The 23,492-nt window shown below is 72.2% G+C and carries 20 protein-coding genes; 6 read left to right on the plus strand and 14 right to left on the minus strand.

Translation table 11 applies throughout. The features are described 5' to 3' along the window. Window positions 1–32: 32 nt before the first annotated feature. Entirely contained in the window at window positions 33–986 is a 954-nt protein-coding gene (locus PZB77_RS11015) for a LysR family transcriptional regulator (RefSeq protein WP_275492399.1), read from the minus strand. A gap of 62 nt (window positions 987–1,048) precedes the next feature. Between PZB77_RS11015 and PZB77_RS11020 the strand changes: the two genes are divergently transcribed. From PZB77_RS11020 to PZB77_RS11030, 3 genes are all read left to right on the plus strand, one after another. After that, window positions 1,049–2,374 carry an MFS transporter gene (locus PZB77_RS11020; RefSeq protein ID WP_275492400.1) on the plus strand — a complete coding sequence of 442 codons (1,326 nt, stop codon included), beginning with the start codon at window positions 1,049–1,051 and terminating at the stop codon, window positions 2,372–2,374. Between the two features lie 204 nt (window positions 2,375–2,578). After that, window positions 2,579–3,262, plus strand: coding sequence for a L,D-transpeptidase (locus PZB77_RS11025; protein WP_275496009.1), 684 nt, complete (start codon window positions 2,579–2,581; stop codon window positions 3,260–3,262). A gap of 89 nt (window positions 3,263–3,351) precedes the next feature. Next, complete coding sequence (locus tag PZB77_RS11030) at window positions 3,352–4,374, plus strand: sigma-70 family RNA polymerase sigma factor (RefSeq protein WP_275492401.1); 1,023 nt, start codon at window positions 3,352–3,354, stop codon at window positions 4,372–4,374. A gap of 18 nt (window positions 4,375–4,392) precedes the next feature. Here PZB77_RS11030 and PZB77_RS11035 read toward each other — a convergent pair whose 3' ends face one another. The 12 genes from PZB77_RS11035 to PZB77_RS11090 all read right to left on the minus strand — a co-directional run bounded on the left by PZB77_RS11035 (window position 4,393) and on the right by PZB77_RS11090 (window position 18,521). Beyond that, window positions 4,393–4,794 carry an STAS domain-containing protein gene (locus PZB77_RS11035; RefSeq protein WP_327268462.1) on the minus strand — a complete coding sequence of 134 codons (402 nt, stop codon included), beginning with the start codon at window positions 4,792–4,794 and terminating at the stop codon, window positions 4,393–4,395. 117 nt (window positions 4,795–4,911) lie between these two features. Continuing rightward, window positions 4,912–6,189, minus strand: coding sequence for a thymidine phosphorylase (locus PZB77_RS11040; protein WP_275492402.1), 1,278 nt, complete (start codon window positions 6,187–6,189; stop codon window positions 4,912–4,914). A gap of 140 nt (window positions 6,190–6,329) precedes the next feature. After that, entirely contained in the window at window positions 6,330–6,728 is a 399-nt protein-coding gene (locus PZB77_RS11045; RefSeq protein ID WP_275492403.1) for a cytidine deaminase, read from the minus strand. Next, entirely contained in the window at window positions 6,725–7,993 is a 1,269-nt protein-coding gene (locus PZB77_RS11050) for an ABC transporter permease (RefSeq protein ID WP_275492404.1), read from the minus strand. Before PZB77_RS11050 ends, PZB77_RS11045 begins: the two co-directional genes overlap by 4 nt. Continuing rightward, the gene (locus tag PZB77_RS11055) at window positions 7,990–9,102 is read right to left on the minus strand and encodes an ABC transporter permease (protein WP_275492405.1); all 1,113 of its coding nucleotides are present in this window, start codon (window positions 9,100–9,102) and stop codon (window positions 7,990–7,992) included. Before PZB77_RS11055 ends, PZB77_RS11050 begins: the two co-directional genes overlap by 4 nt. Continuing rightward, a complete protein-coding gene (locus PZB77_RS11060) occupies window positions 9,099–10,676 on the minus strand; it encodes an ABC transporter ATP-binding protein (protein ID WP_275496011.1) in 1,578 nt (525 codons plus the stop codon). The genes PZB77_RS11055 and PZB77_RS11060 overlap by 4 nt, the downstream gene beginning before the upstream one ends. A gap of 275 nt (window positions 10,677–10,951) precedes the next feature. After that, complete coding sequence (locus PZB77_RS11065) at window positions 10,952–12,019, minus strand: BMP family ABC transporter substrate-binding protein (RefSeq protein ID WP_275492406.1); 1,068 nt, start codon at window positions 12,017–12,019, stop codon at window positions 10,952–10,954. Between the two features lie 292 nt (window positions 12,020–12,311). After that, complete coding sequence (locus tag PZB77_RS11070; protein WP_275496012.1) at window positions 12,312–13,547, minus strand: amidohydrolase; 1,236 nt, start codon at window positions 13,545–13,547, stop codon at window positions 12,312–12,314. A gap of 276 nt (window positions 13,548–13,823) precedes the next feature. Beyond that, window positions 13,824–14,873, minus strand: coding sequence for a hypothetical protein (locus PZB77_RS11075; RefSeq protein WP_275492407.1), 1,050 nt, complete (start codon window positions 14,871–14,873; stop codon window positions 13,824–13,826). Between the two features lie 11 nt (window positions 14,874–14,884). After that, complete coding sequence (locus PZB77_RS11080; protein WP_275492408.1) at window positions 14,885–15,817, minus strand: N-acetylneuraminate synthase family protein; 933 nt, start codon at window positions 15,815–15,817, stop codon at window positions 14,885–14,887. A 14-nt stretch (window positions 15,818–15,831) separates the two neighbouring features. Beyond that, window positions 15,832–17,118: an acylneuraminate cytidylyltransferase gene (locus PZB77_RS11085; RefSeq protein WP_275492409.1), complete on the minus strand. Its 1,287-nt coding sequence runs from the start codon at window positions 17,116–17,118 to the stop codon at window positions 15,832–15,834. A gap of 20 nt (window positions 17,119–17,138) precedes the next feature. Beyond that, window positions 17,139–18,521, minus strand: a complete 1,383-nt coding sequence (locus tag PZB77_RS11090) for a DUF6716 putative glycosyltransferase (RefSeq protein ID WP_275492410.1) — start codon at window positions 18,519–18,521, stop codon at window positions 17,139–17,141. Between the two features lie 207 nt (window positions 18,522–18,728). Here PZB77_RS11090 and PZB77_RS11095 point away from each other — a divergent pair, with 207 nt between their 5' ends. The 3 genes from PZB77_RS11095 to PZB77_RS11105 all read left to right on the plus strand — a co-directional run bounded on the left by PZB77_RS11095 (window position 18,729) and on the right by PZB77_RS11105 (window position 22,412). Beyond that, window positions 18,729–19,712 carry a glycosyltransferase family 2 protein gene (locus PZB77_RS11095; protein ID WP_275492411.1) on the plus strand — a complete coding sequence of 328 codons (984 nt, stop codon included), beginning with the start codon at window positions 18,729–18,731 and terminating at the stop codon, window positions 19,710–19,712. Next, window positions 19,709–21,040 (plus strand): alpha-2,8-polysialyltransferase family protein, encoded by a 1,332-nt coding sequence (locus PZB77_RS11100; protein ID WP_275492412.1) that lies wholly within the window; start codon window positions 19,709–19,711, stop codon window positions 21,038–21,040. Before PZB77_RS11095 ends, PZB77_RS11100 begins: the two co-directional genes overlap by 4 nt. A gap of 328 nt (window positions 21,041–21,368) precedes the next feature. Beyond that, on the plus strand, window positions 21,369–22,412 hold the full coding sequence (locus PZB77_RS11105) for an acyltransferase (protein WP_275496013.1): 1,044 nt from the start codon (window positions 21,369–21,371) through the stop codon (window positions 22,410–22,412). 178 nt (window positions 22,413–22,590) lie between these two features. Here PZB77_RS11105 and leuE read toward each other — a convergent pair whose 3' ends face one another. After that, window positions 22,591–23,274 carry a leucine efflux protein LeuE gene (gene leuE, locus PZB77_RS11110; RefSeq protein ID WP_275492413.1) on the minus strand — a complete coding sequence of 228 codons (684 nt, stop codon included), beginning with the start codon at window positions 23,272–23,274 and terminating at the stop codon, window positions 22,591–22,593. Window positions 23,275–23,492 lie beyond the last annotated feature (218 nt).

Here is a 23,492-nt window from a genome sequence, read left to right on the forward strand (position 1 = left end):
GGCAACACCGCGGCCGTGGAGCCCGGTTCGGCTCAGTCCGGCAGCAGGTGCCCGCGCCGGGAGATCAGGAACTCCTTGAAAGCGGCCACCGGCGGGGTGTCCGGGTGGCCGTCCAGCCAGGCCACACCGATCTCGCGGGCCGCGCGCGGTGCGGTGACCGTCAGCTCGACGACCCCGGGGCGGGCGACGGCGGGGGGCGGCAGCAGGGCGACGCCGAGTCCGGCGGCGACCAGACCGCGCAGGGTCTCCGCCTCCTCGCCCTCGAACGCGACCCTGGGCACGAACCCGGCCTCCGCGCAGAGGTCGTCGGTGATCCGCCGCAGTCCGTACCCCGGCTCCAGGGTCACGAAGGTCTCCTCGGCGGCCTCCGCGAGACGGACCCGGCGGCGGACGGCCAGCCGGTGGTCCTCGGGGACGACCAGCCGCAGCCGCTGCTCGTCCAGCCGGCGGGCCACCAGATCGGGCGCGTCCGGGACCGGCGAGGTGAGGCAGAGGTCCAGTTTCCCCGCACGCAGCCGCTCGAGCATCGCCTCGCCGTAGTTCTGCACCAGCTGGAAGCGGACGCCCGGGTGGTCGGCCCGGAAGGCCCGGATGAGGGCGGGTACGGTCTCCGAGCCCATGGTGTGCAGGAAGCCGAAGGCGACCCTGCCCGAGGCCGGGTCGGCGTCGGCCCGGACGGAGTCGGCGGCCTTCTCCACCTCGGCGAGGGCGCGTTCGGCGGAGCCGAGGAAGGTGCGTCCGGCGGGGGTGAGCGCCACCGTCCGGCCCCGGCGCGCGAACAGCGCGACGCCCAGGTCCTGTTCGAGGCGGACCATGGCCCGCGACAGGGTGGACTGGGGCACCCCGAGCTCCTGCGCGGCGCGGGTGACGTGTTCGTGACGGGCCACCGCCTCGAAGTACGCGAGCCTCGGCGCGAGGACCGCGCGAATGTCTTCTTCGTAACTGCTCGGTGACAGTCGGGGCTGTGAACTGCGGTCATGCGCCATGGGAACGATTATCACCGTTTCATGCATTGGACGCATCAGACCCGTCGGCCTACCGTCGCGGTATGCCTCCTGCCAGTACCGGGGCATCCACCGTCGCGGTGGATGCCTTCGCACAGCCCCTCCCGCACACCCTCGCCACCCCGGCCGCCGTCCCGGCCGACGCACGCCTCGAACCCGGCCGGCCCGGCTACCGCCGCATGAGCTTCGGGCTCTTCGCCGCCGGGGTCGCGACGTTCGCCCTCCTCTACTCCACCCAGGCCCTGCTGCCCTCGGTCTCCGCGTCCTTCGGCGCCACGGCCGGGCAGGCGAGCTGGACGGTCTCCGCCGCGACGGGAGCGCTGGCCCTCGCCGTGCTGCCGCTGAGCGCGCTCTCCGAACGCTTCGGCCGACGGCAGATGATGACCGCCTCGCTGGCCCTCGCCGTGACCCTCGGCATGCTGGTGCCGTTCGCCCCCTCGCTCGGCACGCTGATCGCCCTGCGTGCCCTGCAGGGCGCGGCCCTGGCCGGGCTGCCGGCCTCCGCGATGGCCTTCCTGGCCGAGGAGGTCCGGCCCAGGGCGCTGGTCGCGGCGATCGGCCTCTTCGTGGCGGGCAACAGCATCGGCGGCATGAGCGGCCGCATCCTGACCGGCTGGATCGCCCAGCTCTGGGGCTGGCGGGTCGCGCTCGGCGCGGTCGGCCTCCTCGCGGTGGGATGCGCGGTCGCCTTCCAGTTGCTGATGCCCAGGGCCCGGCACTTCGTCCCGGGGTCGCTCAACCCGAAGGCACTGGCGCGGGCCGTCGGCGGGCACCTGGCCGATCCGCTGCTGCGCCGGCTCTTCCTCGTCGGCGGCCTCTTCATGACGGTGTTCGGCGCCGTCTACACCGCCATCGGCTACCGGCTGGTGCAGGCCCCGTTCAGCCTCCCGCAGGGCGTGGTCGGCTCGATCTTCCTCGTCTACCTCGTGGGCACGGTCTCCTCCGCCGCCGCGGGCCGCCTGGTCGGCCGACTGGGGCGCCGGGGCGCGCTCTACCTCGCCGTCGCCACCACCGCCGCCGGACTGCTGCTCTCGCTCGCCGACCACCTGGCCGCGGTGCTGCCGGGCCTGGTCCTGATCACCGCCGGCTTCTTCGCCGGCCACGCCGTCGCCTCCTCCTCGGTGAGCCGTACGGCGACCACCGGCCGCGCCCAGGCGTCGGCGCTCTACCAGTCGGCGTACTACCTCGGCTCCAGCGCGGGCGGCACGCTCGGCGCGGTCGCCTTCCACGCGGGCGGCTGGACCTGCACGGCCGGGCTCGGACTGCTCGCGGTGGCCGGCGTCGCCATGGTGACGCTGTACGGTTCGCGGTGCGCACGGGCCGAGCGGGACTCCCGTACGGTACGCGCCTCCGTCGTCGTCGCGCGCTGAACCGGGCGCCCGGAGAACGCCGTTGCCACGAAGAACGGTCCGCGCGGGCAACCCCGGGTCCCCTTCGCTCGTCTTGCAGGTGACCAACCCGCAGCAGACGAAGGGGAGTCGGCGTACATGGACAGCACAGACGCGTCAGGAACCACAGCGACCAGGAGTACCCCGGGCAGCACGGCCGCACCGGCCGCCCGGCGACGGAGCCGGCTGCGGCGGGCGGGGGTGCTGACGGCCGCGGGGCTGGTGGCCGCCCCCGCGCTGGTGCTCGCGACGGGAACGGCCGCCGAGGCCGCCTCGTGCACCACGTCCCGGGGGCCGTACCAGAAGCAGGTCGAGAAGTTCCTCGGGCGGCCGATCGACGGCAAGCAGTCCACCGCCGACTGCGCGGCGACCCAGAAGTTCCAGCGGACGCACGGGATCACGCCCACCATCGGTTACGCCGGGCCGCTCACCTGGCGCACGATGAACACCATGCTGGCGCAGAAGGCGGCCGGGAAGAACCCGAACAAGGCGAAGAAGTGCCCCACGAACAAGGGGCGCATCGCCTGCGTCGACCTCACCCGGCAGCTGAGCTGGATCCAGGACGGGGCGAAGCTGGTGTACGGGCCGGTACCGGTGCGCACCGGCCGCGACGGCGCGGAGACGCGCACCGGCGCGAAGAAGATCTACTGGCGCCACCTGGAGCACTGGTCGACGCTCTACCACGTCTCGATGCCGTACTCGCAGTTCTTCGACGGTGGCCAGGCCTTCCACTCGGTCACCAAGTCCATGTGGAACCCGCCGGGATCGGCCGGCTGCGTCAACATGCGCCCCACGGACGCGAAGGCGTACTGGAAGCTGCTGAGGAACGGCGACGACGTGCACGTGTACGGGCGCAAGCCCGGCACCTGAGCGGTTGCGCGCTTCCCGCCCGCTTGTCGGTGCGCTGCGGTAGCTTCCTGACGGCGGACACGGTGCCACGGCGCGACAGGGGTGGAACGATGAGTGATCTCACGACGGCGAAGGACGCGCCCGGGGCGGCGGAGGCCGGGAGCGTCGAGAGCCGGCTGGAGGGACACCGGGTCGAGCTCACCGGGTACTGCTACCGGATGCTCGGCTCGGCCTTCGAGGCCGAGGACGCGGTCCAGGACACCATGGTCCGCGCCTGGCGCAACTTCGAGAAGTTCGAGGGGCGTTCGTCGCTGCGCTCGTGGCTGTACCGGATCGCGACCAACGTCTGTCTGGACATGCTGACGGCGGGCAACAAGCGCGCCCGGCCGGTCGACCTGTCCGGGCCGACCCCGCTCGCGCGGGCGGCGCTCAACCCGCTGCCGGAGAACACCTGGCTGGAACCGATGCCGGACGGGCGCATCCTCCCGTCACCCACCGACCCGGCCGAGGCGGCCGTGGCGCGCGAGTCGGTGCGCCTCGCCTTCGTGGCGGCTCTCCAGCACCTGCCGCCCAAGCAGCGGGTGGTGCTGATCCTGCGCGAGGTCCTCGCGTGGAAGGCCGCCGAGGTCGCCGAACTGCTCGACACCTCCGTCGCCTCGGTCAACAGCGCGCTGCAACGGGCCCGCGCCACCCTGACCGAGGCCGGGGAGCGCGGCCCCGGCCCCGACACCACCGACCCGCTCGACGAGGAACAGCGCAAGCTCCTGGAGCGGTACGTCGCCGCCTTCGAGGGGTACGACATGAAGGCGCTCACCGCGCTCCTCCACGAGGACGCCGTGATGACCATGCCGCCGTTCGACCTCTGGCTCCGGGGACACGACGACATCACCGGCTTCATGCTCTCCGTCGGCGCCGCGTGCGCCGGCTCCCGGCTGGTGGCCACCGCCGCCAACGGCACCCCGGCCTTCGCCCACTACAAGCCGGACCCGGACGGCCCGGGGTTCGTGCCGTGGGCGGTGCAGGTCATCGACATCGAGGACGGCGCCATCAGCGGGATGCACTGCTTCCTGGACACCCCGCGCTGGTTCCCGCTCTTCGGGCTGCCGGACCGCCTGGACGCCGACGGGAAGTGACCGGTCGCCGGAGGGCTCTCAGGGCCCGTCGGCGAACCCCGGCAGATCCATCACGTCCGCCAGCCCCACCAGCTCCAGCAGGGTGCGCAGTTCGGGCGGTACGGCGCACAGCCGCAGGGGCCCGCCGCCCGCCCGGCGGGCGGTGAGGGAGAGCCGGGCGACCGCCTCCACGGCGGAGAGGTCGGGGCGGACCACTCCGGCCAGGTCGCACGCGGCCGGGGCGGCGGACCGGCCGGACAGGGCGAGCAGCCGCTCCAGCTCGGCGCAGAGCTCCGGCACCCGGGCGCGGGTGATCCGGCCGGTGACGACGAGGGTCACCGGCGGACCGGTGGCCGGCGGTGCGCTGCCCGGCGGCTCGGGCGGCGGGCCGCCCGGCGACCGGGGGCTGGGCGGCTGGGTGCTCGGGGGCGTGGCTTCCACACCGGATGAGACCGTGCCCCGTCCCGTAACTCATCGGTGGCGGCGCTTCCCGTACGCGCCCGGCACGGGCCGGCCGGCCCGGATCGCTCCGTGCCGCCCGGCCCGTGCCGTACGGCGTTACGCGATGCGTCCGCGCACCACCGGGGGCGCGGTGAAGCCGGTGCCGGCCGGGGCGATGTCCCAGGCGGCGGGCAGGGCGTCGAGGGCGTAGGAGAACTTCTCCGAGGTGTCCGTGTGGAGGGTGAGCAGCGGCTGGCCCTCGGTGACGGTGTCGCCGGGCTTGGCGTGCAGTTCGACGCCGGCCCCCGCCTGCACCGCGTCCTCCTTGCGGGCCCGGCCCGCGCCGAGGCGCCAGGCGGCGACGCCGATGTCGTAGGCGTCCAGCCGGGTCAGCACGCCGGAGGAGGGTGCGGTGAGGACGTGCCGCTCGCGGGCGACCGGGAGTTCCGCGTCCGGGTCGCCGCCCTGGGCGGAGATCATGCGGCGCCAGACGTCCATCGCGGAGCCGTCGGCGAGCGCCTTGCGGGGATCGGCGTCCTTGAGGCCCGCCGCGTCCAGCATCTCGCGGGCGAGCGCCAGGGTGAGGTCGACGACGTCCTTCGGGCCGCCGCCGGCGAGCACCTCGACGGACTCCCGCACCTCCAGGGCGTTGCCCGCGGTGAGGCCGAGCGGGGTGGACATGTCGGTGAGCAGGGCGACCGTGCGCACTCCGCTGTCGGTGCCGAGGGCGACCATGGTGGAGGCGAGTTCGCGGGCGTCCTCGATCGTCTTCATGAACGCGCCGCTGCCGACCTTGACGTCGAGGACGAGCGCGCCGGTGCCCTCGGCGATCTTCTTGGACATGATCGAGCTGGCGATCAGCGGGATCGCCTCGACGGTGCCGGTGACGTCGCGGAGCGCGTAGAGCTTCTTGTCGGCGGGGGCGAGACCGTCCCCGGCGGCGCAGATGACGGCGCCGGTGGTGTCGAGGACGCTCAGCATCTCCTCGGTGGAGAGGTGGGCCCGCCAGCCGGGGATGGACTCCAGCTTGTCGAGGGTGCCGCCGGTGTGGCCGAGGCCCCGGCCGCTGAGCTGCGGGACGGCCGCGCCGCAGGCGGCGACGAGCGGGGCGAGCGGCAGGGTGATCTTGTCGCCGACCCCGCCGGTGGAGTGCTTGTCGGTGGTGGGGCGGGAGAGCGCGGCGAAGTCCATCCGCTCACCGGAGGCGATCATCGCGGCGGTCCAGCGGGCGATCTCCGCGCGGTTCATGCCGTTCAGCAGGATCGCCATGGCCAGGGCGGACATCTGCTCGTCCGCGACCTCGCCGCGGGTGTACGCGTCGATGACCCAGTCGATCTGTGCGGGGGTCAGTTCGCCGCGGTCCCGCTTGGTGCGGATGACGGAGATGACGTCCATGGGATTCCTTCCGGCAGGTGAGCTCGGTCGTGAGGTTCGGGTCGCGCCGGCCGTGGGGCGGACGCGCCCGACTCTACGCGCATAGAGGTGGCATGAGGAGATGGCCCTCCCGACGTGCGGGAGGGCCATCTCGGAGGCGGTCAGGCCAGGTGCTGCGGCCCGAAGGCCTGCGGCAGCATCTCGGCGAGGGTGCGCAGCCCGTCCGGGGTCTCCAGGACGAGGTCCGGGCCCCCGAACTCGTACAGCAGCTGGCGGCAGCGGCCGCACGGCACCAGGATCTCGCCGGCCCCGTCCACGCAGGTGAAGTGGGTGAGCCGGCCGCCGCCGGTGGCCGCGAGTGCGGAGACCAGCCCGCACTCGGCGCAGAGGCCGATGCCGTACGAGGCGTTCTCGACGTTGCAGCCGGCGACGGTGCGGCCGTCGTCGACCAGGGCGGCGGCGCCGACCGGGTAGGCGGAGTACGGGGCGTACGCCCGGGACATCGCCTCCCGGGCCGCCTTCCGCAGCCCTTCCCAGTCGGGCACCACCGGGGTAGTCACGACCCCTGGCCCTTGAAGTACGGCACGCCGTCGGCCTTCGGCATCCGCAGCCGCTGCGCGGAGAGCGCGAGGACCAGCAGGGTCGCCACGTACGGGGCGGCGTCCACGAACTGGCTGGGCACCTCGTCGGTCAGCGCGTACCAGACGAAGAGCGCGGCGGAGAAGACGGCGGAGACGGCCGCGCCGACCCAACGGCGCCGGACGAGCTGCCAGACCACCGCGGCGACCAGCAGGATCGCCAGGAAGAGCAGCACCGCGTGGACGTTCTCGGCGCCACCGCGCAGCTTCAGGCTGTCGGTGAAGCCGAAGAGGCCGGCGCCGAGCGCCATGCCGCCGGGCATCCAGTTGCCGAAGATCATCGCGGCGAGACCGATGTAACCGCGGCCGCCGGTCTGGCCCTCCTGGTAGATGCCGGTGGAGACGATCGCGAGGAAGGCGCCCGCGAGGCCGGCGAGAGCGCCCGAGACGGCGACGGCGATGTACTTGTACGTGTAGACGTTGACGCCGAGCGACTCGGCGGCCACCGGGTTCTCACCGCAGGAGCGGAGCCGCAGCCCGAAGGCGGTGCGCCAGAGCACCCACCAGGTGGCGGGGATCAGCGCGATCGCCACCACGGTCAGCAGCGAGAGGTGGGTGACCACACCGCCGATGATGCCCGCGAGGTCGGAGACGAAGAACCAGTGGTGGGCCTGGAGGTCGGCCATCCAGTCCGAGAGCCCGGGGACCGTGATGTCGGTGATCTCGCCGATGCGGGGGGACTGCTTGGAGGAGCCGCCCTCCGCCTCGGCGAAGGTGTAGTTCGACAGGTAGCGGGTGACGCCCACGGCGAGGATGTTGATCGCCACACCGGAGACGATGTGGTTGACCTTGAACGTCACGGTCATCACGGCGTGCAGCAGGCCCCCGAGGGCGCCGCCCACGATGCCCATCAGGACGCCGGTCCACGGGCCCCACTGGTAGCCGGCCCAGGCGCCGAACCAGGTGCCGAGGATCATCATGCCTTCGAGGCCGATGTTGACGACACCGGCGCGTTCGGCCCACAGGCCGCCGAGTCCGGCGAGGCCGATCGGGACGGCGAGCTGGAGCGCGCCGGACACCTGGCCGATGGAGGTCAGGTCGTTCGCCCCGCTGATCACGCGGGTCAGCGAGAACAGCGCCAGACCGGCCGCGGCGATCAAGAGGACGACCGGCAGGCTCAGCCTGCGCCGGCCGCCGCCCTTCCCGGGCGCGGTGGTGGCGGTGGACGTCGTCGGGACGGTGCTCATGCCGCTGCTCCCTCACGGTTCTCGCGGGCCTGGGCGGCGAGTTCCTCGCCGACCTTCTGCTGCTGTCGGCGGAGCCCGTACTGGCGGACAAGTTCGTAGGAGACGACGACGGAGATCACGATCAGTCCCTGCATGATCATGGCGATTTCCTGCGGGTACCCGTACTGGTCCAGGGAGGCCGAGGTCTTCTCCAGGAACGACATCAGCAGGGCCGCGAAGAACATGCCGACCGGGTTGTTGCGGCCCAGCAGGGCGACGGTGATGCCCATGAAGCCGACCCCGGCGGGGAAGCTGAGGTTGTAGGTGTGGCTCTGGCCGAGCAGGATCGGCATGCCGACCAGACCGGCGACCGCGCCGGAGATCAGCATGGCCGTCAGCACCATCTTCTTGGCGTCCACACCGCTGGCCCGGGCGGCGCTCTCGCTGGCACCGGTGGCGCGCAGGTCGAAGCCGAAGCGGGTGCGGCCCAGCGTGAACCAGTAGACGACGCCGAGGGCGAAGGCGACGAAGGTGAAGCCGTAGATCGTGCCGCCGTCACCGGCGTCCAGGCCGGGGAACCAGCCGGAGGAGGCGATCTCGCCGGTGTTGAGGTCGTTGGAGCCGGTCGGCTGGACGCCGAAGTTGTCCGTCAGGATCAGCCAGGCGATCAGGCTGGTCGCGATGGCGTTCAGCATGATCGTGGAGACGACCTCGCTGACGCCCCGCATCATCTTGAGCACACCGGCGATGCCGGACCAGAAGGCGCCGACCGCCATGGCGGTGATCAGGATCAGCAGGATGTGCAGCGGTCCGGGCAGGGTCACCGAGGCGCCGACGACGGCGGCCACCATCGCGGCGAGCCGGTACTGCCCGTCGACACCGATGTTGAACAGGTTCATCCGGAACCCGATCGCGACGGCGAGCGCGGCGAGGTAGTAGGTGCCGGTCTGGTTGACGATCAGCACCTGTACGTCGACGTACTCGGCGTTCTCGAACATCAGCCGGAACGGCTCGAAGGGGCTGTTGCCGGAGAGCAGCAGCACCACCGCGGTGAGCAGGAACGCCACCACCAGGGCGAGCGCCGGACCGGCGACGCCCAGGAGCAGCCGGTCCCTGTCGAACTTCTTCATCGGCTCTCACCGTTCTCGTCGTGCGCGATGGTGTCGTCGTGCGCGATGTGGCCGGAGGCCGCGCCGGTCATGGCGGTGCCCAGCTCCTCCGGCGTGATGCTCGCGGGGTCGGCGTCCGCGACCAGGCGGCCGCGGTACATGACGCGCAGCGTGTCGGACAGGCCGATCAGTTCGTCCAGGTCGGCCGAGATGAGGAGCACCGCGAGGCCCTCGCGGCGCGCCTCGCGGATCTGGTCCCAGATCTGCGCCTGCGCGCCCACGTCCACGCCCCGGGTGGGGTGCGCGGCGATGAGCAGCTTCGGCTTGTGGCTCATCTCGCGGCCGACGATCAGCTTCTGCTGGTTGCCGCCGGAGAGCGAGGCCGCGGTGACGTCGATACCGGGGGTACGGACGTCGTACTCGCGCACGATCCGCTCGGTGTCGGTGCGGGCCGCCTTCAGGTCGAGGAAGACGCCCCGGCTGTTGGGCTTCTCGGTGACGTGGCCGAGGATGCGGTTCTCCCAGAGCGGGGATTCCAGCAGCAGGCCGTGGCGGTGCCGGTCCTCGGGGATGACGCCGAGGCCGCCTTCGCGGCGCTTGCGGGTCGAGGCGTGCGAGATGTCCGCGCCGTCCAGGGTGATGGTGCCGCCGTCGGGGTCGCGCAGACCGGTGAGCGCCTCGATCAGTTCGCTCTGGCCGTTGCCCTCGACGCCGGCGATGCCGAGGACCTCACCCTTGTGGATGGTGAAGCCGATGTCGTCGAGGACCTCGCGGACCAGGCCGTCGGAGTCGGTCGCGGTGAGCCGCAGTGCGTCGACGGTGAGCATGGGCACGTCGGTGACGGTCGACTCGCGGGTCTCCGGCGAGGGCAGCTCGCTGCCGACCATCAGCTCGGCGAGCTGCTTGGTGGTGGCGGTGCGCGGGTCGGCGGTGCCGACGGTGGTGCCCCGGCGGATGACGGTGATCTCGTCGGCCACGGAGAGCACCTCGCCGAGCTTGTGCGAGATGAAGATGACGGTCAGGCCCTCGGCCTTGAGCTCCCGGAGGTTGTCGAAGAGCGCGTCGACCTCCTGGGGGACGAGGACCGCGGTGGGCTCGTCGAGGATGAGGGTGCGGGCGCCGCGGTAGAGGACCTTGAGGATCTCCACGCGCTGCCGGTCGGCGACGCCGAGCTCCTCGACGAGGACGTCGGGGCGGACGCCGAGCCCGTACGCGTCGGAGATCTCCAGGATCTTGCTCCGGGCCGCGCCGCCGATGCCGTGCAGCTTCTCCGCGCCGAGGACGACGTTCTCCAGTACGGAGAGGTTGTCGGCGAGCATGAAGTGCTGGTGGACCATGCCCACCCCGCGCGCGATGGCGTCGGCGGGGCCGGCGAAGGTGACGGTCTCCCCGTCCACCGCGATGGTGCCCTCGTCCGGCTTCTGCATGCCGTACAGGATCTTCATCAGGGTCGACTTGCCGGCGCCGTTCTCGCCGATGAGCGCGTGGACGGTGCCCTTGGCGACGGTGATGTCGATGTCGTGGTTGGCGACGACGCCGGGGAAGCGCTTGGTGATGCCGCGGATTTCTACGGCAGGAGGGCTGGACGCGGTGATGACGCACTCTCCTTGGCGGGAAAGGAGCGGAGCACGGCCGACCGGGTTGACGGGGCCGTACCAGCAGGGGCCGGGGCGAAGCTACCGCGCCCGAGGGTGCTCTACACGCGTAGCGTTGCCGAATAGAAAGATCCGGACGGCGGAACGCGATCCGGGCCGGGGAGGCGGCGGTGTGCCGTTCCCCCCGGTCCCGGAATCATAGGGTTCCGCGTCCGGGTACGTACGACCGCGTCCGCGGGGGCGGCGCCGGGCGCCGGCCCCCGGGGACGGGGTGGTTACGGGGCGGTCTTGACGGTGATCGTGCCGGCGATGATGTCGGCCTTCGCCTTCTCGATCGCGGCGGTGACGTCCTTCATGCCGGTGAAGGCGGGGTTGGAGGTCGCCAGGCCGACGCCGTCCGTGGCCAGGCCGGCGCGGATCTCGCCGGACTGGGGCTTGCCGTCCTTGACCGACTTGATCAGGTTGAAGACCGAGTCGGCGACGTCCTTGGTGACCGACGTCAGGATGTGGTCCTTGTAGTCGGCGAGGCCGGCCTGGTTGTACTGGTCGGAGTCGACGCCGATGGCCCACTTGTTCGCCTTGGCGGTGACCTCGATGGCACCGGAGCCCGCGAGACCGGCGGCCGAGTAGATCACGTCGGCGCCCGCGTCGAGCTGGCCCTGCGCGGCGGCCTTGCCGAGGTCGGGCTTGGAGAAGCCCGTGAAGTCCGGCGGCTGCGTCAGGTACTGGACCTTGACGTTGACGCCGGCCTTGGTGTCCTTGACGCCCTGGACGTAACCGGCCTCGAACTTCTTGATCAGCGGGGTCTCGACACCACCGATGAAGCCGACCGTGTTGGTCTTGGTGACCTTGGCGGCGGCGACGCCGGCCAGGTAGGAGCCCTGCTCCTCGTTGAACACCAGGTTGGCGGTGTTCTTCGTGGGCTTCGAGCTGTCGTCGATGATGCCGAACGTGGTGTCCGGGAACTTCGCGGCGACCTCGGCGATGGCGCTGGCGTAGACGAAGCCGACGCCGATGACCGGGTTGTTGCCGCCGCGCGCGAGCTCCGTCAGGCGCTGGATCTTGTCCGCGTCGCTCTCGCCCTCGGAGGGCTCCGCCTCGACCCCCTTGAAGCCGAGCTCCTTCGAGGCCTTCTCCAGGCCCGCGTAGGCGGCGTCGTTGAACGACTGGTCGCCGCGGCCACCGATGTCGTAGGCGAGGGCGGCCTTGCCGCTGGAGGACGAGCTGCTGCTGCTGCTGTCGCTGCTGCCCTCGGAGGAGGTCTTACCGCCACAAGCCGTGACGGAGAGCGCGAAAGCCGCGGACGCGATGCCCACGGTGGCGATCCTGGTGATCCGGCGCACTGGGAGGCTCCTTAAAAACCTGACCGAAAGCGCCACTCCGGCGCTGGGTTCGCGGCGATCGTAACGCGCGTAGATGTCAGTTAAAGACCTGTTCACCAGTCGTTATCGGATCGACGTGAAGTGGTTCCGTCACACCGCACCAGCTGACACTCCGCCATATTTCGGGCGCGGGTCCCCCTGACCGGCCCGGGGGCCCACCGGGGACTTCCGGAGGACATCAGGGGGTGACGAGCCGGAAATCCGGAAGGGGGACACGACGCGGACCGCGCGTCCCCCCGGCCGGCGCGGACGGCTACCGCGCGCCGTTGAGCAGCGCCGCGGCGGTGAACAGCTCCACCCCGACGGTGATGGCCTCCTCGTCGACGTCGAAATCGCCCCGGTGCAGGTCCAGGCCGCGGGTGTCCCCGGGCGCCCGCACGCCGAGCCGGGCCATGGCCCCCGGCACCTTCTCCAGGTACCAGGAGAAGTCCTCGCCGCCCAGGCTCTGCGTGGTGTCCTCGATGGAGTACGGTCCGCGCCGCTCGGTCATCGCGGCGTCGAGCAGCCCGACGGAGGCCGCCTCGTTGACGACGGGCGGCACGCCCCGGACGTAGGTGATGGCGGTCTTGGCCCCGTGCGTCCCGGCGACCTCGTCCACGGCCGCGTGCACCAGGTCGGGGGCGTCCCGCCAGGCGTCGAGGTCGAGGCAGCGGACCGTCCCGGACATTTCCGCGTGCTGCGGGATGACGTTGCAGGCGTGCCCGGTCTGCAGCCGGCCCCAGGTGACGGCGAGACCGGCGCGCGCGTCCACCCGGCGGGCGAGCAGCGCGGGCACGTCCACGGCCACCCGGGCGGCGGCGGTGACCAGGTCCGTGGTGAGGTGCGGGCGCGCGGTGTGGCCGCCGGGCCCGTCCAGCGTGATCTCCAGCCGGTCGCAGGCGGAGGTGATGGCCCCGACCCGCAGCCCGATCTTGCCGACGTCGACCTTGGGGTCGCAGTGCACGCCGATGATCCGGCCGACACCCTCCAGGACGCCGGACTCGATGGCGTCGGTGGCGCCGCCGGGCAGCACCTCCTCGGCGGGCTGGAAGATCAGACGGACCGCGTGCGGGAGTTCGCCCCGGCGGTCGAGTTCGGCGAGGACCAGTCCGGCGCCGAGGACCGTGGTGGTGTGTACGTCGTGGCCGCAGGCGTGCGCCCGGTCGGGGACGGTGGAGCGGTAGGGCACGCCCGTCTTCACGTCCGGGATGGGCAGCGCGTCGATGTCCGCGCGCAGGGCCAGCATCGGCGTCTCGCCGTCCCACTGCCCCACGTCGCACATCAGACCGGTGCCGACGGAGAGCACGCGGGGGGCGAGCCCGGCCCGTTCCAGCCGGGCCTTGAGGGCGGCGGTGGTGCGGAACTCCTGGTTGCCGAGTTCCGGGTGCATGTGGAGGTCGCGGCGGAAGGCGATCAGCTCGGCCCGGAGCTCTTCGGAGAGCCTGCCGGGCAGGGCGGCCGCACCGGCCGGTGCACCGTCGGCGTGGACGAGGGACGCGCGGGACTTCAACTGGTTCACCCCTCGAAGAGTATGCCTACACGCCCTCCCACCGGACATGGATCAACAAAATTTCAGCACCTCGGACGTAGAGGAAACAGGGCTGAAACGTGTGGGCCGCACGCACGGTGGGTAGACTCCGCCGCTTCGTCCGCTTGCGCCGTACGGGTGGTCTGCCTCCGCCCGCACGGCGTGTGCGCGGTCCGGATCCGGACCTACGGCATACGCCACGGCGTACCCGGCGTCGGCCGCGTAAGCCGCCGGGGTCGGTCGGTCGCCGGCTCCCGATCAGGGAGCCGCGGGCGGGGCCAGTGGGGCGAAGGCCAGCCGGTGTGCGTCCCGGGCGGTCTCCGTGACGCCCGAGAGGAACCCCTGGGCCCGCGGGGACGCCGTGTCCCGCAGCCACCGGGGGTCGATGTCGCAGACCGCGACCGTCACCCCGGTCCCCGCCAGCGCGAGGGGCAGCGTGTGCACCACGGTGGAGGGGAAGCTCAGCACGGTGCGGCCGATGGGGCCGCGCCGGGCGATGAGCTCCAGCGGCAGGTCGGGGCGGACGATCTCCAGACCGGTGGCGGCTTCCAGGGCGTGGAGCTTGGCGGTCGCCTCGCGGCGGTGGGCGAAGTAGCGGGTGGCGCCGTGGGTACGGGCGAGGGCCGCCACCGCCTCCTGGTACGGCTCCGCCTCCACCACGCCCGTCTCCACCAGCGAGGTGCCGACGATGTCGGCCCCCTTGGTGAGACGGGGCGGACCGAAGCGGGCGCGCGTCCAGGAGAAGGTGTTGGCGGTGATCTCGACCCCGTCCGGGGCCTGGACCGGCATCGCGGTGAAGACTTCGACGCGGTGCCCCGCCGACGGGGTGAACCGGCGCCGCGCGGAGGCGGTGACCGGCGCGAGCAGCAGCTCGCGCGGCCCCTTGCTCCCCTTGCGGTGCCAGCGCACCAGCCGCTCGCCGCGGGCGAGCTGGGCCACGAACTCCATCGTGGCGGTGCCGTCGTCGACCACGGTGAGGCGGGCGGCCCGCACGACGCTCAGCAGGAGCTGTACGTACCGCGAGAACGGGTCCCCGATCACGACGTGGTCGGCCTTGCGCACCAGGGCGACCAGGGCGCGCAGCGTCCGTAGCGGGGTGCCCTGCTCGCCGCGCGCCTCCTGCCAGCGCACGGTGATGCCCTCGTCGCGGGCCAGGTCCGCCATTCTGCGCAGCTGGCCGCGCGACATCGGGTCGACCGGAGGGAGGACGACGACCGTGGTGACGGCCGGCGCCTCCTCCCCCATGGCGTGGGTCCACTCCAGGACGTTCAGGAGCTGGACCGGGCTCTCGACGAAGGCGAGGTTCACCGGAGGTCGTCTCAGACCGCGGCCGGCTCGGCGGCCGTCGCGCTCTCGGTCTCGGCGACGACGCCCGCGACGCGGCGGAGCTTCTTCATCGGGCCCAGCTCCGAGGCGTAGACCTTCTTGACGCCGTCACCGAGGGAGGCCTCGATGGTGCGGATGTCGCGGACGAGGCGGGTCAGGCCCTGCGGCTCGACGGAGGCGGCCTGGTCGGAGCCCCACATGGCGCGGTCCAGGGTGATGTGGCGCTCGACGAACGTGGCGCCCAGCGCGACGGCGGCCAGCGTGGTCTGGAGACCGGTCTCGTGGCCGCTGTAGCCGATCGGGACGTTGGGGTACTCGGCCTGCAGGGTGTTGATGACGCGCAGGTTGAGCTCCTCGGCCTGCGCCGGGTAGGTCGACGTGGCGTGGCACATGAGGATGTTGTCGCTGCCGAGCACCTCGACCGCGTGGCGGATCTGCTTCGGGGTCGACATGCCGGTGGAGAGGATGACGGTGCGGCCGGTGGCGCGCAGGGCGCGGAGCAGCTCGTCGTCGGTGAGGGAGGCCGAGGCGACCTTGTGGGCGGGGACGTCGAACTTCTCCAGGAAGGCGACGGCCTCGGTGTCCCACGGGGAGGCGAACCAGTCGATGCCGCGCTTGGCGCAGTGCTCGGCGATGGTGCGGTACTCGTCCTCGCCGAACTCGACGCGGTGGCGGTAGTCGATGTACGTCATCCGGCCCCAGGGGGTGTCGCGCTCGATGTCCCACTGGTCGCGCGGGGTGCAGATCTCCGGGGTGCGCTTCTGGAACTTGACGGCGTCGCATCCGGCGTCGGCGGCCACGTCGATGAGGGCGAGGGCGTTGTCCAGCTCGCCGTTGTGGTTGATGCCGATCTCGCCGGTGATGTACACGGGCCGGCCGGGGCCGGCGGTGCGGGAACCGAAGCTGCGCAGACGGGAGTCGCTCATGATGAGGGTGTTCCTTACTTGGTGGTGATCGTGGGGGTATTGACAGTGGGGTCGGTACGCGTGGGGGTCTGGGCCGCAGGTGTGCCGGCCCGGGTGATGGTCAGTTCGGGGCCCAGCAGCCAGCCCGCGATCTCGCGGATCGCGCCCTGGCCGCCCGGGGTCGCGGTGACGGCGCGCGCCGCGCTCCGTACCGGGGGGTGGGCGCTCGCGACCGCGACGGGCCAGCCGGCCAGGGCGAAGCAGGCCAGGTCGTTGACGTCGTTGCCCGCGTAGAGGACCCGGTCGGGGCTGATGCCCTGCTCGTCACACCACTGCTTGAGCGCCAGGTCCTTGCGGTCGATGCCGTGCAGGACGGGGACCTGGAGCTTGCGGGCGCGCGCGGCGACGACCGGGTTCTGCTCGGTCGACAGGATGAGGACCGCCAGCCCGGCGCGGCGCAGCGCGGCGACGCCGAGGCCGTCGCCGCGGTGGACGGTGACCGTCTCGCGGCCGTCCGAGTCGATCATGACCCGGTCGTCGGTCTGGGTGCCGTCGAAATCGAGCACGACGGCGTCGACGTCGGCGAGGGTCGGCAGCGGCGACGGGTCCAGCAGCGGGGCGAGCGCGCGGGCGCGGGCCAGGTCGTGCGGGTCGTCGATCTCCAGCGTCCGCGCGGGGTCGGTGCGGACCAGGGCGGTGTGACCGAAGAAGCGGTGGCGGTGGGTGCGGAAGCCGGCCACGTCCATGGCGTACGCGGCGCCGGTCTCCAGCAGGTCCTGCGGTCGGTCCTGACGGCGCGGGCGGACGGCCTTGTCGTGGTTGACGCCGTAACTGCTCTCCTCGACCGCTTCCCCGTCGCGCCACACGAAGCCGTGGAACGGGGCGACGGTGACGGCCGTGTCGGCGCCTTCGCGGGCGACCGCGCGGGCCACCCCGTCGATGTCCTCGCGGGAGAGGAACGGGCTGGTGCACTGGACGAGCAGTACCACGTCGGCGGCGTGACCGCGCAGCGCCTCGTAGGCGTCGAGGGCGTGCAGGACGGCCGCCTCGCTGGTCGCGGTGTCCCCGGCGATCTCGGCGGGGCGCTGGACGACGTGCACCCGGCCGGTCGCCCCGGCGGTGTCGCTGGCGGTCCGGGCGGCCTCGGCGATGGCGGCGTCGTCGGTGGTGACGACGATGTCCGTGACCTCGGCCGAGCCGAGGCAGGCGCGGACCGCGCGGGACACCAGGGGGACGCCGCCGACCTGCGCGAGGTTCTTCGCGGGGACGCCCTTGGACCCGCCCCGGGCGGGGATCACCGCGAGGACGGTGGGTGTCGTCATTGCTGCTCCTGAGGTGGTGGTCACAGTTCGCCCATCCGCCGGATCACGGGGGCGACGCGCTGGACGCCCTGCCGGTAGGCGCCGCGCGCCGCGTTGCGGACGGTCTCGCGCACCACGCCCCGCAGACGGCCGGTGGCGACGGGTGCCGCGGCGCCGGGCAGCGGGCGGCCGTCGGGACCGAGGTGGTGGCGGGCGAGGATGCCGGGGAGGTATCCCGGCGCGGTGGCGGGGGTGTAGTAGGGGGCGAGCGGCGGCAGTCCGCCGGCCGCGAGCAGCTCTCCGACCCGGTCCCGGGCACCGTCGTAGGCGGTCGCGTACGTGCCGTCGGCGGCGACGCCCTGCCCTGCCAGCCACTCCGGGTCCGGGACGGGGTGCAGGCCGTCGTCGAGCCGGTCCCAGGAGGTGATGAGACCGGAGCCGACGAAGTGGTGGTTGCCGAGCGTCTCGCGGACACCGAGGTCGCTGAGGATCGCGGTCGGGATCGACCGGTGGAGCGACTCCAGGGCGGCGGTGGAGGAAACGGTGACGAGCAGGTCGGTGCGGTCGAGCACCTCGCCCATGTGCCCGTACACCAGCTGGAAGTTGGCGGGGAGTCCGCCGGGCAGCCGCTCCGCGAGCCGCTGGTAGGGAAGCTCCTCGATGTGCGTGGTGTGCTCGCCCGGCTTGGAGCGGAGTTTGAGCACCACCTCGCGGTCGGGGTGCTTGCGGGCGTGCTCGACGAGCCGGCGCAGCAGGTACGTACGGTCCGCGCGGGACGCCGGTACGGAGGGCTGCGCGGCGAACACGACGGTGTCGCGGCCCTCCCGCGCCCGGTGCGGCTCGCCGCCGAGGAACGGCAGCGCGGCCTCGGTGACGGCCGAGGCGTCGGCGCCGACCCCTTCGTACACGGCGCGGAAACGCTCCGCGTCGTGGCGGGAGTTGGCGAGGACGACGTCGGCGCCGTGGCGGAGGAGGAGGCCGTCGGCGAGCTTCTCGTAGACGACCCCGACGTAGCCGGTGACGACGACGGGCCTGCGGGGCAGGTCGAGGGCGGCGAGGCCGTGCAGCATCGCCTGGACGCCGCCGCCGACGAGGGCGAGGACGACGAGGTCGTACGTCTCCTCGCGCACGGTGCGCAGGAACTCGACGGCGGTGACCTCGCGGACCCGTCCCGCGTCCACACCGACGTCGCCGACCTCGGCGAGCTGGCGTGCGGTGGGGGTGGCCCGGCCGCGCAGCAGGAGCCCGCTGATCTCGACGGGGCGTCCGGCGGCGGACGCGCCGTCCGCGGCGGTCAGCCGGCGCGCGGTGAGCGCGCCCCATTTCCACCGGGTGTCGGAGTCTGCGAGGACGGCCACCCGGAGCGCCGCGGGGTTCGCGGTGGCTTCTGCGGATGTGGCCGGTTCATTGGTACGTGGGGGCACGTCCTAGAAGTTAGGAAGTCTTTTCGTGGAGCAGCCCAACACGGCGGCAACAAATGGTTAACAGCAGAACGCCGATTGGGGGCCGGGCCCCGGACCGGCCCGCTCCACGCGCCGGGAAGGCCCATTCATGGTCCCGCCACACGGAGTTCACCTGGAATACGCCCGACGGACGGGGAATGGGACGGGTCCACATCTAGCGTGACGTGCGTGGTCAAGCTCTCCGTCATCCTGCCCTTCTTCAATGTGCAGCGATATGCCCCCGAAGCCCTGAAGAGTCTGCGCGCCAACGCGCGCGACGACTTCGAATTCATTCTCGTCGACGATTGTTCGAGCGACGGAACGCGCGAAATCCTGGAGCGCGCCGCACAAGACCTGCCGGGTGCCGTCCTCATCCGCCGCGAGGAGAGCGGGGTGTCCGCCGCACGCAACACCGGGATCGACGCGGCCCGCGGTGAGTACCTCACCTTCCTCGACGGCGACGACTGGGTGGCACCCGGTTACTTCGCGCGGCTCCTGGCGTCGATCGAGGATCTGGGGTGCGACTTCGTGCGCACCGACCACGTCCGGTGCACCGGCACCGAGCGGGTCGTCCACCGGGTTCCGTACGGCCGGCGGGACACCGTCCTCTCGCCGCGCGACGTGATCCTGCCGGGCAACAGGTCGACGCCGGTGGACTATCCGTACTCGTGGGCGGGCATCTACCACCGCCGTCTCGTCGAGCGCGGCCTGCTGCACTTCCCGGAGCACCTGCACACCGCCGAGGACCGGCCGTGGATCTGGCGCCTGCACCGGGAGGCCGAGTCCTTCGCGGTGGCCGGGCGGCTGCTCGGCATCTTCTACCGGCGGGGAGTCACCTCCTCCCTCACCCAGATCGGTGACGTCCGCCAGCTCGACTTCATCCCCGCGTTCGACCAGGTCGTGGCGGAGACGCAGGCGGACCGGGACGCGGCCCTCTTCCTCCCCAAGGCGGTCCGCACCTACTGCGCGATCATCGCCCACCACCTGAACACCATCGACAAGTTCGAGCCGGCGGTGGCGCGCAAGCTGCGCTCCGCGAGCGCGGCGGCCCTGCGCCGCCTGCCCCAGGACGTCCTCGACGAGGCCCTCGCCTCGATGGACCTGGAGCGCTCGTCCCGGCTGCGCCGGCTGCGCCGCCGGCCCGCCCCCCTGACGGAGGCCGCACCCGCATGACCACCCAGATCTTCTGTGCCTCCACGCTGTACGGAGTCGCCACCCTCGCCGCCGCGCTCGACTCCGACCGGTTCACCCCGGTCGACCGGCGCATCCTGCTGGTGTCCAACAATGCCGCCAATCCCGAGGTCAGCACCCCTCTCGACGAGATGCCCGGCTTCGAGCGCCTGCGCGACCGCTTCGACGAGGTGCTCTCCTGGAACGAGGCGATCGCCCCGTTCCACCCCGGTGGCTGGGCGCCGCGCCCGAACGACATCCCCCTGTGGGAACGCCACTTCCGGCTGCTGTGGCAGCTCGGCGACGACGACGTCGAGCTCGCGGTCGAGTCCATCCAGGTCAACCCGGCCCTCGCCGTCTCGCAGATCTTCTCCCTCGCCCCCGTCGACGTGTACGCGGACGGGCTGATGAGTTACGGCCCCACCCGCTTCAAGATCGACCCGCTGGTCGGCACGCGGGTGCGCCGACTGCTCCACCTGGATCTGGTCCCCGGCCTGAAGCCGTTGCTGCTCACGGAGTTCGGCGTCGAGCCGGAGACCGTACCGGCGGAAGCCTTCCGCAAGGTGCTCGGCGCCGTCGGCGACACCGCACCCGGACTGCCCGACCTGCCGCCCGACTGCGCACTGCTGCTCGGTCAGTACCTGTCGGCGCTCTCGATCCTCACGCCCGAGGAGGAAGAGGAGCTGCACGTGCGGATGTTGCGGGGCGCCGTCGGCCGGGGTCACCGCTCCGTGGTCTTCAAGCCGCACCCGACCGCGCCGGCGCGCTACGGCCGGGCGCTGGAGGAGGAGGCCGAACGCCTCGGGGTGGATCTGACCGTCCTGGACGTCCCCGTCCTCGCCGAGGTGCTCTTCGAGCGGGCCCGCCCCGCCCTGGTGGTGGGCTGCTTCTCGACCGCGCTGTTCACCGCCGAGACCTTCTACGGCCTGACCACCGCCCGCACCGGCACCGAACTGCTGCTGGAGCGCCTCGCCCCGTACCAGAACAGCAACCGGATCCCGGTGACTTTGGCGGACGCCCTGCTGCCCGACGTCGAGGACACCGCGGGCCCGGGGGCCGGCCGGCCCTCCGAGGAGGCGGTCTTCGGGCTGACCCGGGCGGTGGGTTTCGCCATGCAGCCGGAGATCTACGCCGGACTGCGCCCCCAGGTCGAGACGTACCTGTCGTCCCCGCTCAACCGCGAGCCCTACCGGTACTTCAAGCGGCGGCGACTGACCGCCCTCGCGCTGCCGGGCGGTGTGCCCGCCCAACTCGCCTTCCTGCCGCGCAACACCACGGTCCGCAAGGTGGCGAAGCGGGCGCGCGCGCTGCGGCGGAGCGTCCGCCGCTGAACAGGCGCGCACCCCGCGCACTTCGAGGACGCCGTCGCGGTGACGCGGCGGCGTCCGGCGGGCGAACGGAAACACCCGAGCGGTGAACGTGCTCCGAAACGAAGATGAACACCCCACGCCCGAGCCCTGGTACGGGTTTTCCGCCCCTACGCTGACGCGGCGCACACGCTGAATTGGAGTGGCCTTGACCCTGACCCCCGCGGACGCGGAGCACGCTTCCCGCGCCCCTTCACCCGGCTTCCCGCCGCTCCCCGCGGAGGCCGGTCCGCACACGCCCGCGCCCGTCTCCGACGGCCCGGCGGACTCGCGGCCCGCGCCCAAGGTCCGGCTGCGCGCCCTGGACGGGCTCCGACTGGTCGCCGCGCTGATGGTCGCGGGCTACCACTACGGGGGCCGTGACGGAGACATCACCAAGGCGTGGGGCAACTCCCCGAGTCTGCAGTTCCCCACCGCGCATCACTGGTTCACCTACGGCTGCCTCGGCGTGCAGATCTTCTTCGTCATCAGCGGGTTCGTGATCTGCATGAGCGGCTGGGGCCGGCCCCTCACGGCGTTCTTCGCGTCCCGCGTCTCCCGCCTGATGCCCGCCTACTGGACGGCCGTGATCCTGGTGACGGCCGTCTTCGCGCTGCCGATGGTGGCGTACGAGGCCGTCTCCCCCAGCGACGGACTGCTCAACATGACGCTGATGCAGCTCCCGCTGGGCGCGGACCGGGTGCTCGGCGTGTGCTGGACCCTCTGGGCGGAGATCCGCTTCTACGCCCTCTTCGCGCTCTTCGTCGTCCTCCCCGGAGCCACCCGCCGCCGGGTGGTGCTCTTCTGCGCGGTGTGGACGATGGCCGCGGTGATGACGGACGCGGCCGACAGCCGGATCCTCGACGTGGTGCTGATGCCGCAGTACGCCCCGTTCTTCATCGGCGGTGTGGGCCTCTACCTCGTCCACCGCGACCGCCGGGACGCGCTGGGCTGGGGAATCGCGGGCGTGAGCCTGCTGCTCGGCCAGCACTACGCCGTGGTGGACCTCTGGCGTCCGCCCAGCACCGAGGCCTTCGCCAACCGGTCGGCGCCGGTCATCATCCTCATCGTCACGCTCGGCTTCGTCGCTGTGGCGGCGATCGGCGTGGGACTGCTGAACTGGATGAACTGGAAGTGGCTGACCGTGGCGGGCGCGTTGACGTACCCGTTCTACCTGGTGCACGAGCACCTGGGCTGGGTGGCGGTGACGGTCTTCCACCGCGAACTCGGCATCGCGTCCGGACTCACGATGGCACTCACGACGGTGTCGATGCTCGTCCTCGCGTGGCTGATCCACCGTCTGGTCGAACGGCCGTTCACCCCGAAGCTGCGCAAGGTGCTGCTCACGCAGGTGTAGGACGCTCCCGTACGGTACGCGCACGCGGCCCGTACGCGGCTCCCTTACGGCGGGCCGTCGCGCACCCCGGGACTCCGGCGGGTGGGCGGCGGCCCGCCGTTCTTGGTGCTCACGGCCCACACCCGCCGACGCGGGGCCACGGGCGGGCCGCCCTGCGGGAGCGGGTGAGGGGGTCGGGTCAGACGCCGCTGAGCGAGAGTTTCGCGGCGAAGCCGAGGAAGAGCAGGCCCGCCGCCGAGGTGGCCGTCGCCGACAGCCGCTTGCGGCGGCGGAAGGCGGCGGCGAGGCGGGTACCGCCGAAGATCAGCGCGGAGAGGTAGAGGAAGCTCGCGAGCTGGAGGAGGGTGCCGAGCACGAGGAACGACAGGGCCGGGTAGGCGTAGTCGGGGTCGACGAACTGAACGAAGAAGGAGATCAGGAAGAGGATCGCCTTCGGGTTGAAGATGCTGACCATCAGCGCCCGGCGGTAGGGCCGCTCCCCCGTCCCGTCCGCCCCGGCCGGCTCCGTCCCACCGGTCCGCGGAGCGTCCCCGGTCAGTTCGGCCACCCGCAGGGTCCGTTCCCGCCACAGCTCGCGGGCGGCGCGGAGCATGCCGACGGCGAGCCAGGTCAGGTACCCGGCGCCCGCGTACTTGACGACGGCGAAGAGCACCGGTGTGGTCTGCAGCAGCGAGGCGGCGCCGAGGGCGGACAGGGTCATCAGGACCGTGTCGCCGGTCCAGACGCCGGCCGCCGCCACGTAACCGGTACGTACGCCGCGCCGGGCGGCGACGGAGAGGACGTAGAGCGAGTTCGGCCCCGGCAGCAGCACGATGAGGACGAGGCCGACGAGGTAGGTCGGCAGATCAGTGACACCCAGCATGGACGGGAGTTTCGCACGCGTGCGCGCTCCCGGGGCCCGGGGGTCCGCCCGGTGCGGGACTGTCCGGTTCCGGCCTTCCGGACCCTCGGGGGGATTCGGCAACCGCGCACGGCGGGAATGCGTCTCCCGACACACCGGCACGCGGGGTGCGGCGGGGGCCATGGGGAGGCCGAAGTGGCACGTACACGAGCAACACGTTCACCCTCGACTCCGGCTGC

Origin of the sequence: Streptomyces sp. AM 2-1-1 (assembly GCF_029167645.1) — a bacterium.
Lineage (GTDB): Bacteria > Actinomycetota > Actinomycetes > Streptomycetales > Streptomycetaceae > Streptomyces.